Genomic DNA, 11,632 nt, shown 5'->3' with positions numbered 1-11,632 from the left:
CCCGGCCGGGCCGTTGCGCGACCCCGCATCCCCGCCTGCTCGCTGGACGGGGCGCGGGCCGAGCCGGAGCGCGTACGGGCGGATCACTGACCACCCCCGAGCCCGGCGGCGAAGGTCCGCAGCGTCTCGTACTGGCTCATGAGGGCGTGCTCGTCGCTGCCGACGGGGGCCTTGAAGAAGAAGGCGAGTTCGCCGAGGGGGCCGGAGATCCCCCGCTCGTGGGCGCGGGTCGTCAGCCGGGCGAGGTCGAGCACCAGGGGCGCGGCCAGCGCCGAGTCACAACCGGCCCAGGTGAACTGCAGATTCATCCGCACACCCAGGAAGCCCTCGAACACCACGTGGTCCCAGGCGGTCTTCCAGTCGCCGAGGGAGGGCACGTAGTCGATGTGGACCTCGCCCTCGACCGGGTGGCCCAGCGTCTCCGGGAGCACCAGCTGCTTGGAGACCGCCTTGCTGGCCATCGCGGCCGGATCGGCGAGCGTCTCCCCGTCGCCGCCGCCGAGCAGGTTGGTGCCGGACCAGGCCCGCACCAGCAGGCCCCGGGCGGCGAACATGGGTCCGAGGGTGGCCTTGAGCAGGGTCTCCCCGGTCTTGCCGTCGCTTCCGGCGTACGGCAGGCCGGCTTCCTCGGCCAGTTCCTGCAGTGCCGGGATCCGCATGCCGGTGGACGGCGTGAAGTCGACGTGGGCGCACCCGGCCGTGACCGCGGCCAGGGCGTACAGGGAACTGGGCGGCAGTACGTTCTCACCGGCGGCGAGCGCGGCGCGCAGGGCCCCGGCCGAGGTGTGCGCCGGGTGCGCCGGGAGAACCGGTTCGGTCGAGGCCACGTTGACGACGACCACCCGTGCGAGGCCGTGCCGCTCACGGAAAGCGTCGATGTCGGCACGTATCGTTTCGACCGCGTCCAACTGGCTCATGCCCGGGCCCGGGAGAGGGGCCGGGCGTATCTCGGCGTCGGCGGCGGCCAGGTCGTCATGGACGAGAGCGGGCAGCCCGTGGGGAAGCACCCCGGCCGCGACCAACTGCTCGGCCCGCTTCGGCAGCGGCGTGCAGGCCACGTCGTGCCCCCCGAAGACCAGGTCGGACACGGCGGGCAGGCCGGCGTCGGGGAACCCCGGCTGCTCGGTGACGCATCCGGTCGGCCCGGCCAGCCCGGCCCGCAACGCTGCCGTGCCGACGACGACCGTTGTGGCCACCGATCCGCGCGCCCCCGCCAACCAGATACCCGTGCGACTGCGTTGATCTGACATCTCGTCACCTCCATCGGCCGGGCGCCGTCGCGCCCGGCCGCCTCGTTCCTCGCTGTCGATGTCGCCGTCCCCTGTCACCTGCTTCCGCTCCCCTCCGGCTGGTCGTCCGGGGTCAGGGCCTGGCCGTCGGGGGTCACCTGCAAGAAAACGTGCTGGTGACCCAAGCCGGCTTCGATGTCGATCGCATCGAGTTCGGTGGCCCCGATCGACCAGACGTCGACGCCCTGATCCCTCTGCGAGGCTGCTGCGGCGGCGAGCCGGTTCGCCAGTGACGGGGGCGCCCCGAGGGCCAGCCGATAGGAGTCCACGGCGCCGTCGAGCACGCGGACGGCTGCGGCGAAGTCGGAACGGGCCACGTTGTAGCCGGTGTCGCCGGATGGGGGGTGGGCAAGGGCCGCGACGGCTGCGGAAGTCACCGCCTTCCACCGGCCGACCTCCGCGGCCCCCGCGGGCCGGGGAGCGCGGCCTTCGTGCGGCATGGCCGCCTCCATCTGCCGGAGCACCGGAGTGAGCCGCGTGGCGAGGCTCCTCGCCTGTGCGGTGAGCGCCTTGACCTGCTGGGTGTTGCGGGCGGCGTCCTGTGCGCGGATACGGTCGGCGAGCTGCCGGGTCGGGTCGGTAGAGGCCGTACGCCCCGCCGCCACCAGGCCTGCCACCAGGCCCGCCAGTAGGACGAGCCCGAGGACGGCGCCGGCGCCGGCGAGCAGCCCGTGGCGGAAGGATCCGCGGGCGGCGGCGTCCGGGTTCACCGGTGCGGTGAGGCTGCGCGCGGTCGTTGACGACGGCAAGGTGGGTCCTTTCGCTGTGCGGTGCCGACGGGCGGGCGGGAACCGCTGCCCCGGCGCGCCCGTTCGGACTGCGGGCGCGCCGGGGTCCGTCACCGCCGGTCAGTCGGTGTTTTCCGGGTCGCAGTTGAACTTCGCCGCACCGGCCGTCATCTTGATGCCGCCGAGGATGTGCGACAGGAACAGCGGCTCGGTGTAGCTCTCCGACGTGTGGCCCATGCCGGTGTAGAAGGACCGGCCGCCGTCGTACGGGTGGCACCACGAGATGGGGTGGTCCGCGCCCATCGAGCCGCCGGAGTAGCCGACTGGGTTGTATGTCCTCTCGTCCAACGTGGCCAGGACACGCGCGTTGGGGCGGGGGTTGGAGCGGTAGTTGTACCACTCGTCGGTGCGGGTCCAGCGGTTCGGCAGGTTCCTGGTGGCCGCGGTGCCCTGGCCCGCGACGTCCACGGTCGCCTGCTGGATCGCCGGGTGGTCCCTGAAGTACGCGCCGACCAGGCCGCCGTACCAGGCCCAGGTGTAGCCGGAGTCGGCGGCGGCGTGGATACCGACGAAGCCGCCGCCGTGCTCGATGTAGCGCTGGAAGGCGTCCTTCTCGGACTGCTGGTCCAACGGGTCGCCCGTGGTGGAGAGAAAGACGACCGACTTGTACTTGGCCAGGTTGGCGTCGTTGAACTGGGTGGCATCCTCGGTCGCCTCGACCGCGAAGCCGTGGTCCTGGCCGAGCTTCTCGATCGCCGCGATCCCGTCGGGGATGGAGGCGTGCCGGTAGCCGGTGGTCTTGGAGAACACCAGCACCCTGAACGCCGGTGCTGCGCCGTGTGCCACGGCGGCGCTGGCGGCTGCGAGTGGGAGGGTCAGAGCGGCTGCCGACAGCAGCGCGACGATACCTCTACGGGACATCATCAACCTTTCGTGACGAAATTCCGGGAACGATGGGTGCTGCGTCAGCTGAAGGCGCCGGGAAGGTACTGGTCGACGTTCTCCTTTGTGACGGTGGCGGAGAACAGGGTCAGCGAGGACGGCAGGTCCTGCCCGACGAGGTCGCTCATGCCCTTGTGCTGGGCGATGAGCCGGGCGAGCTTGACTGCCGAGGCAGACATGTTCGACGGGTAGACGACCGTGGCCTTGAGCACGGAGTTGTCGGCCTTGATCTCCTGCATGGCGTGCTTGGAGCCGGCGCCGCCGACCATGAAGAACTCGCTTCGGTTGGCCTGCTTGATGGCTGCCTCGACGCCGATGCCCTGGTCGTCGTCGTGGTTCCACAGCGCGTCGAGGTGCGAGCGTGCCTGCAGTACGTTGCTCATCACCTGCTGGCCCGAGTCCGCGGTGAAGTTGGCGGCCTGCCGGATCCCCACGGTGAAGCCGTACTTGGCCAGACCCTGCTTGAACCCGGCGCTGCGCTGCTTGGTGAGTTCGAGGTTGTCGATACCGGCGATCTCGCCGATCACGGGCGCGGAGACACCCTTGGCCTTGAGGGTCTTGCCGATGTAGAGGCCGGCGTTGAGGCCCATGCCGAAGTTGTCGCCGCCGACCCATGCCCGATACGCGAGGGGTGTGCCGAAGACACGGTCGACGTTGATGACGGGGATGCCCGCGTCCATCGCCTGTTGGGCCACGGCGGTCAGCGCCTTGCCGTCGAAGGGCAGGATCACCAGGACGTCCACTTTCTTGCCGATCAGCGTCTGGACCTGGCTGATCTGCGCGTTGACGTCGTTGGTGCCCTCGACGGCCTCGAAGTGCACGTCGGAGTACTGCTTCGCCTGCGCCATGGCGTTCTTGGTGATGGCCGCCATCCAGCCGTGGTCGGCAGCCGGCGCCGAGAACCCGATCGACACGTGCCTGCCTGGCTTGTCGTTGTCGGTGCCGGCCATGGTCGCCGCCTTGACGTCGCCCGTGGAGGCGCCGCTCTGGTTGCTGGTGCAGCCGGCAACCAGGGCTCCGCCGCCGAGTACCGCGCCACCGAGGAGAAACCTTCTGCGGTCCGGTCCGCCGAGTCCGCCCTTGTCCATCTCGCTAGTCCTTCCAGTCACGGGGGTCCTGCCTGGGTCGTGCCTGCCGTGGTCGATGCGGACGTGCCGCGCGGCTGGGCCGGGGGCGGCGCGGGCGGCGACAGCGGGGGTGAGTCGCCGTCCGCGCCGTTGCTACGGGGTGGCGGTTCTCCGGCCGCGGCGCTGGATCAGCACGGCCGCGACGATGATCAGGCCCTTGGCGATCTGCTGGATGTCGGTCGTCAGGTTGTTGAGCACAAAGATGTTGGTGATCGTGGTGAACACGAGCACGCCCAGGATCGAGCCGACAAGCGAGCCGCGGCCGCCGGTCAGCAGGGTTCCGCCGATGATCACCGCGGCGATCGAGTCCAGTTCGTACAGGTCGCCGAGGTTGCTGGCCCCGGATGTGGTCCGCGCGGTCAGCATGATCGCGGCGATGCCGCAGCACAGGCCCGAGAGCACGTACAGCACCACGGTGTGACGGCGCACGTTGAGGCCGGCGAGGCGCGCGGCCTCCTGGTTGCCGCCGATGGCGAACGTCCGGCGGCCGAAGGTGGTGCGGTTGAGGAGCACCCAGCCGACGAGCACGGCCAGCGCCAGGATGTAGACCAGCAGCGGAATGCCGAGAAACCGGGTGGAGGCGATGGAGTTGAACGACTCGACCGTGACCACCTGGGACTGCCGGTCGGAGATCCGCTCGGCCAGTCCGCGGGCGCTCGCCATCATGGCGATCGTGGTGATGAACGCCACAATGTTGCCGTAGGCGATGATCAGGCCGTTGATGAGGCCGACGACCGCGCCCACGGCGAGCGCGCAGAAGATCATGCCGCCGAGCCCGTAGGACTGGGTGGCCACGGTGGTGCACCATACGGACGCGAGCGCCACGATCGCGCCGACGGACAGGTCGATGCCGCCGCCGATGATGACGAAGGTCTGACCGATCGTGATGACCCCGATGACGGCCGCGCTCGTGAGGATGACCAGGGCGTTCTGGCTGGTCGCGAAGTTGTCCGAGCTCAGCGCACCGATGACGCACAGCAGGACGAGGACGACGAACAGGCCGAGGTTGCGCACCCTGCCCATGTGTCCGAGGAAGGCTGGTCTGCTGCCCTTGCCCGGGGGCGCGGTCTGCCGGACGGATCCGGCCGGCGATGCCTGGCCGGTGGCGGGCAGCGGACCGCTCCCGCCCGGGGGACTGGTCTGCTGGCTCACGCGGAGCTCCCTTCCATGACGAGGTCGAGCACTTTCGATTCGTCGAGGTCGAGGGCGCCGGCCTCACGGACCACCCGCCCTTCGCGCATGACGAGAACGCGGTCGGCGAGGCCGAGGACCTCGGGCACCTCACTGGAGACGAGGAGCACGCCGACTCCTGAATCCGCGAGCCGCCGGATGAGCTGGTAGAGCTCCGCCCGTGCCCCGACGTCGACGCCGCGAGTGGGCTCGTCCAGCAGCAGGAGCCGGCAGTCGGTGAGCAGCCAGCGCGCGACGACGGCCTTCTGCTGGTTGCCGCCGGAGAGGGTGCGCACCGGCCGGGTCGGATCGGGCGGCCGCAGGTCCAGCTTGCGGACCGCCTCCGTCGTCGCGGCCAGTTCGTTGCGGGCGTCGAGGAACCCGGCGCGGGAGAACCGCCGCAGCGAGGACATGGACACGTTGTGGGCGATAGAGGAGTGCATGAACAGCGCCTGGCTCTTGCGTTCCTCCGGGGCGAGCCCGAGGCCCGCCCGGACGGCGGCGGTGACACTGCCGGGCCGTAGGGCGGATCCTGTCACGCTGATGCGCCCGGAGGCCGGACGCCGCGCTCCGTAAACCGTTTCGAGGATCTCCGAGCGGCCGGAGCCGACCAGGCCCGCCAGCCCGACGATCTCGCCGGCCCGGACGGTGAAGGAGACGTTCTGGAACTCCCCCGGGCGACTGATGTCGTCGACCTCCAGCAGCACCGGCCGCTTCTCCGGGCCAGGCGTCTTCGGTCTCGACGGGAAGACGTACTCGACGGTGCGGCCGGTCATCAGCGAGACCAACTCGGAGGTCGGGGTGGTGCGTGCGGGCAGCCCCCGGGCGACCGTGCGGCCGTCCTTCAGGACGGTGACGCGATCCCCGATCCGGCGGATCTCCTCCATGCGATGGGAGATGTACACGACGGCCACGCCGGCGGCGGTGAGGTCGCCGATGATGCGGAAGAGGTTGTCCACCTCGTCATGGGCGAGGACGGCGGAGGGCTCGTCCATGATGATGAGCCGCGCGTCGTGCGAGAGAGCGCGTGCCATGGAGACGAGTTGCTTGCCGGCCGCGGAGAGCTCGCCCACCTCACGCGTGACACGGATCTCCGGGTGCCCGAGTCTGCGCAGGAGCTGCCGGGCGGCGTCGTGCATCCGCGAGCGCTGGGTGAACCCCAGTCGGGACTGCTCGTGCCCCAGGTAGATGTTCTCCGCCACCGACAGGCCGTCGGCCAGGTCGAGTTCCTGGTAGATGGTGGCGATCCCGTGGCGCATGGCGGCCGTCGGCGTCGCGAGTGTCACCGGTTCGCCCTCCCAGGCGATGTGTCCCTCGTCGGGCTGGTGGGCGCCGGCCAGGACCTTGATGAGTGTCGATTTACCCGCGCCGTTCTGGCCCAGCAGGCAGTGCACTTCTCCGGCGACCACGTCGAGGTCGACACCGTCGAGCGCCCGGACGCCGGGGAACTCCTTGACGACGCCTTGCATCTCGAGCAGCGGGGCACTCATGGGTCTCCCTCAGATGCGATGTCCGCCGCCCCCCCTCTCGGGGCGAAGTGGCGGATTGTCAACTTGTCGATCCCACTGATCAGTTGGTTCCTCGCGGACGACCTCTGTGACGAGGCTCCCGAGGGGTCCCGCGTGTCGTGGGGCGGGGGTCCCGGGATCCGGCCGGGGCCGGTCGTGGATCCCTGGCGGTTTTCCTTGTGGTGAGGAACTGCTGTGGTTACGGTCGGAAGTTTCCCGATGGCGGCGTGCGTCCGTGCAGGTTTTCCGCAACAGGCCGCTTCTTGTCGCGCGGCGGACTGAGAGGAAGGTAGTTCTTACAGCGTTGTTTGAAAAGGGTTCGCGAACCGCTCGGGCACTTCGTGGCCGGAAGCGGCAACTGGTGTAACAGTTTTGGGCGCACGGTGCCGGCACACGGCTGGAATATCGGGGACTTGGTATCCGTTCATCGGCGCGGCGGGATGCCGGATCGTCGGCCCGACTGCCTCTGGCCTTGGGGAACTTGAGTTCGACGAGGGTTGGCAGGCCATGCGCCCGACAACTTGCGGGACCCCTCACGCGAAGGGGCGCGCGAACCCCGCACCGAGGCAGACGGGTATTACCGGAGCGCATGGTCGAATGCACCCCGGAATTACCGGCGACTGCCCTGGCGCTGACAGCGGTGGGGCGACTCCGGCCTTTTCGGCCGGGTAATGAGAGTTGTTCGACCGGTCGGATTTCCACCAGGAGCTTCCTTGGAATCCTCCTTTTCGTGGACGGGGCGTGAACATCGGTTGCTTGCGTCCGGCTACGCGGTGGTGCGGCGTCCGTGGGGCCGTGGGGCGGCCGGGTTCGCGGAGCTCGGTCAGGGAGCGACCGCGAGGGGATCGTCGGTTCCGGACGGAAGCGGCGGACTCTCTTGCGTGACCTTCTCGGGCGCGACGGGCGTCCATACGCTGCTGTTCGCGGCGCTGTGCTCCACCGCGGCCAGCACCCGCTGTACCTGCAGCCCGTCGGCGAAGGACGGCTCGGGGTCCCGGTTCTCGATGATCGCCTGCATCAGATCGCGCACCTGGTGCACAAAGGTGTGGTCGTAGCCGAGTCCGTGACCCGCCGGCCACCACCCCTCGAGATAGGGATGGTCGGGTTCGGTGACCAGGATGCGCCGGAAGCCCGCTGTCGCGGCCGCCTCGGTGTGGTCGTGGAAGGCCAGTTCGTTGAGGCGCTCCAGATCGAAGGCGATGCTGCCGCGGTCGCCGTTGATCTCGATGCGCAGCGCGTTCTTCCGGCCGGCGGCGACCCGCGTGGCCTCGAAGGACGCGACGGCACCGCCGGGAAACCGGCCGGTGAACAACGCTGCGTCGTCCACCGTGACGGGGCCGCGCGGCGCCGCCCCGTCGACGACGGCCGCGAGCCCGGAGGACACCGCTGGCAGCGGACGTTCGCGGACGAAGGTCTCGGTCAGGGCGGACACTCCCGACAGCTGCTCCCCGACGAGATACTGGGCGAGGTCGACGATGTGGGCGCCGAGGTCGCCCAGCGCGCCGGAGCCTGCGTGCTCCCGCTGCAGCCGCCACACCAGCGGGAACCCCGGATCGACGATCCAGTCCTGCAGATACTGTGCGCGTACGTGTCGCAGGCTGCCGAGGCGGCCCTCGGCGATCAGCCGACGGGCGAGGGCGAGCGCAGGTGTGCGCCGATAGCTGAACCCCACCATGGAGCGCACGCCGCGCCGCGAGGCGGCGGCGGCGGCGGCGGCCATCGCCTCCGCCTCCTCGACACTGTTGGCGAGCGGCTTCTCGCACAACACGTGCTTACCGGCCTCCAGCGCCGCGATCGCGATCTCGGCGTGACTGGAGCCCGGGGTGCAGATGTCCACCAACTGAACGTCGGAGCGGGCGATCAAGGCCCGCCAGTCGGTCTCGGTGGCGGCCCAGACCTGACGCCGGGCCGCCTCTTCCAACGCCGCCTGCTCGCGCCCGGCGAGGGCGGCCATGACCGGGCGCATGGGCAGATCGAACGCACACGCGACGGTACGCCAGGCATGTGAGTGTGCGCGGCCCATGAAGGCGTATCCGACCATGCCCACCCCGATCGCGGGCGAGCCGTTCTGACTGTCCATAGGCGCTCCTGAAGGATGCGTGTGGGCGCGAGGAACGGACGCGGGAAAGCGTCCGTTCGCGGGAACGGATTCCGGCCGCGCGGGCGCGTCAGGCCGGTGAGAAGATGTGGTCGCTGATCAGTCGGGTGGCGCCGATGACGCCTGCGACCTGGCCGAGCTCGCCGAGGACGATCGGCAGGTTGCCGGTCGCCAACGGCAGGGACTGCCGGTAGACCTGGGTGCGGATGCTCGCCAAGAGGGTGTGCCCCAGCCCGGTGAGACCTCCACCGATGACCACCATGCCGGGGTTGAAGAAACTGACCAGGCCCGCGATGACGTGACCGGTACGGGTTCCACCGAGGCGGATCAGTTCCAGGCACGCGGCGTCCCCGGCGCCGGCGGCTGCCGACACGTCCTCAGGGGTCAGCCGCCCCGTCGCCTCGAGTCGCCCGGCCAACTGCGCCGAGCGCCCCGCCTCGGCGAGCATGGTCGCGTCGCGCACCAGGGCGTTGCCGCCGAAGTGCGCTTCCAGGCAACCGATGTTGCCGCAGGCGCACGGGGGCCCTTCCGGGTCCACCTGGATGTGGCCGATGTCGCCGGCACTTCCGGTGACGCCCCGGTGGACCTCGCCGCCGACCACGATGCCGCAGCCGATGCCGGTGCCGACCTTGACGCACAGGAAGTCGCGTACGGAACGGGCGACACCGGCCTGCTGCTCGCCCAGGGCCATCAGGTTCACGTCGTTGTCGACGAGGACGGGGCAGCCGAGCTCCTGGCTCAGCGCCTCGCGGACGGGGAAGCCGTCCCAGCCGGGCATGATCGGCGGTGCGACGGGGACCCCGTCAGGAAACCGGACAGGTCCCGGCACGCCGATCCCGGCGCCGTCGAAGTGCTCCGCGAGCCCGGCCTCGCGCAGCTTGGCGGCCAGGGCGAGCACCCGCTCGAACACGGCGACCGGACCCTCACGCACGTCCAGCGGCTCGGACAGGTGGCCGAGCACCTCCAACTCCGCGTTGGTGACCGCGGCGTCCACGGAGGTGGCACCGATGTCCACGCCGAGGAAGCGCAGCGAGGGGGCTATCCGGAGGTTGTGCGAGCGGCGGCCGCCTCGGGAAGCGGCGAGACCGTCCTGGACGACGAGGCCCGTCTCCAGCAGCCGTTCGATCTCGACGGCGAGCTTGGAACGCGACAGTTCGACCTGATCGCCCAGAGCGACCCGGGACTGCGGACCGAGGTCGCGCAGTAGGCGAAGCAGCCTGGCCTGGTGGACATTGGCCGGCCGAGCCGTCATACGCCTCACGCCGCCCCTCCCGTCATCGACGAAGCCGTGCGCACACCCGGCACTCTGGGCGCGACTTTCAAGAGGACCGTAGCACCGTGGTGCCGAACACGAAAGAACTTGTGCAGTAGTTGGTTGTACTTTCATCTCACAGTGGACAAAGCCCGTTTCAAGCCCCGCTGCCGATGCGCGTGCCGGGCCCTGCGTCCGCCCTGCGCTTCGCCGGACAGGTCCTGGCGGCAGCCGAGAAAACGAGCAGGGCCCGATGGGGTGGAGCCGGCCGGCTCCACCCCATCGGGCCCTGCTGCTGTGCTGTCGAGTCGTCCGTGAGGCTGTGGCAGACGTTCAGTACCGCCGAGCCCTTACGGATCAGGCGGGGACCGCCGTCCCCGCCGTCACCTCACCGCTGCACACCATTGGTGTGCGGCTTGCCCACGTCGGAACGTCCGGCGGCCTTCTTGATCTGACCCGCCTCTCGTTGGTCGACGGCCCCCTCCTTCCGGAGCGTCGCGACGATCTTCTCGACGTGCGAGACGAACGCGCCGTGACTGGTCCAGGCGGCGTGATCCTCGATCAGCTCGTTGATGGTGCAGCCGTTCGTCGTGACGCGGTTGGGGATGCCCGTGTTGATCGAGCCGACGAACACCGTGGAACGGCCGTCCGTCTCAGGGCAGTTGGTGGGCGGCTTGCTGTCGACGACGCTGAGGGACAGCGACTTGGCCGTGGAGGTGTTGCCGGCCTTGTCGGTGGCCCGGTACAGGAAGGTGTGGCTCCCCGCCCGGTTCACTGCCACCGGCTCGGTGTACGGCAGGTAGGGGCCGCCGTCGAGCGAGTACTCGACCTTGTCCACGCCGGAACCGGAGTCCGATGCGGTCACCGTCACGGTCGCGCTGCCGACGTAGTTGCCGGACGTGTCCTTCGTCCCCGAGACGGAGGCCGACACCTGCGGCGGGGTGGTGTCCTGCGGCGGAGCCGCGACGACCGTGAACGACACCGACTGCACCGCGGAGGTGTTACCGGCCTTGTCCGTCGCCCGGTACGACACCGTATGCCGACCGACACCGTTGACCTGCACCGGCGCGGTGTAGTCCGCGTACGCCCCACTGTCGAGCGAGTACTCGGTCCTGGCCACGCCAGAACCGGAGTCGGAGGCCGACACCGTCACCGTCGCACTGTCGACGTAGTTCCCCGAGGCGTCCTTGGTCCCCGACACCGACGCCGACGTGTCCGGCGGGGTGGTGTCCTGCGGCGGGGCCGCGACGACCGTGAACGACACCGACTTCACCGCGGAGGTGTTCCCCGCCTTGTCCGTCGCCCGGTACGACACCGAATGCTGACCCACACTGTTCACCTGCACCGGCGCGGTGTAGTCCGCGTACGCCCCACTGTCGAGCGAGTACTCGGTCCTGGCCACGCCAGAACCGGAGTCGGAGGCCGACACCGTCACCGTCGCACTGTCGACGTAGTTCCCCGAGGCATCCTTGGTACCCGACACCGACGCCGACGTGTCCGGCGCGGTGGTGTCCTTCG

Annotated in this window: 8 protein-coding genes and 1 pseudogene; all 9 read right to left on the bottom strand. The window is 69.9% G+C overall.

Going from position 1 to position 11,632, the window contains the following annotated elements:
- Positions 1 to 83: 83 nt before the first annotated feature.
- Positions 84 to 1,250, bottom strand: coding sequence for an inositol-3-phosphate synthase (locus ABZ396_RS32320; RefSeq protein ID WP_358918426.1), 1,167 nt, complete (start codon positions 1,248 to 1,250; stop codon positions 84 to 86).
- 74 nt (positions 1,251 to 1,324) lie between these two features.
- On the bottom strand, positions 1,325 to 2,038 hold the full coding sequence (locus ABZ396_RS32315; RefSeq protein ID WP_358918427.1) for a hypothetical protein: 714 nt from the start codon (positions 2,036 to 2,038) through the stop codon (positions 1,325 to 1,327).
- A gap of 99 nt (positions 2,039 to 2,137) precedes the next feature.
- Positions 2,138 to 2,941 (bottom strand): ThuA domain-containing protein, encoded by an 804-nt coding sequence (locus ABZ396_RS32310; protein WP_359186517.1) that lies wholly within the window; start codon positions 2,939 to 2,941, stop codon positions 2,138 to 2,140.
- A gap of 41 nt (positions 2,942 to 2,982) precedes the next feature.
- Complete coding sequence (locus ABZ396_RS32305) at positions 2,983 to 4,047, bottom strand: substrate-binding domain-containing protein (protein WP_358918429.1); 1,065 nt, start codon at positions 4,045 to 4,047, stop codon at positions 2,983 to 2,985.
- Between the two features lie 132 nt (positions 4,048 to 4,179).
- Positions 4,180 to 5,199, bottom strand: coding sequence for an ABC transporter permease (locus ABZ396_RS32300; RefSeq protein ID WP_358918507.1), 1,020 nt, complete (start codon positions 5,197 to 5,199; stop codon positions 4,180 to 4,182).
- A 35-nt stretch (positions 5,200 to 5,234) separates the two neighbouring features.
- Entirely contained in the window at positions 5,235 to 6,746 is a 1,512-nt protein-coding gene (locus tag ABZ396_RS32295; protein WP_358918430.1) for a sugar ABC transporter ATP-binding protein, read from the bottom strand.
- A gap of 841 nt (positions 6,747 to 7,587) precedes the next feature.
- On the bottom strand, positions 7,588 to 8,844 hold the full coding sequence (locus ABZ396_RS32290; RefSeq protein ID WP_358918431.1) for a Gfo/Idh/MocA family oxidoreductase: 1,257 nt from the start codon (positions 8,842 to 8,844) through the stop codon (positions 7,588 to 7,590).
- A gap of 88 nt (positions 8,845 to 8,932) precedes the next feature.
- Positions 8,933 to 10,114: an ROK family protein gene (locus ABZ396_RS32285; protein ID WP_358918432.1), complete on the bottom strand. Its 1,182-nt coding sequence runs from the start codon at positions 10,112 to 10,114 to the stop codon at positions 8,933 to 8,935.
- Between the two features lie 388 nt (positions 10,115 to 10,502).
- Positions 10,503 to 11,632 (bottom strand): annotated as a pseudogene (locus tag ABZ396_RS32280) (glycosyl hydrolase); the annotation flags it as partial.

This window comes from Streptomyces sp. NPDC005866 (genome assembly GCF_040629895.1).
GTDB lineage: Bacteria > Actinomycetota > Actinomycetes > Streptomycetales > Streptomycetaceae > Streptomyces.
The sequence above is the reverse complement of the archived record's forward strand: the minus strand, read 5'-3'. Positions and strand labels throughout refer to the sequence as shown.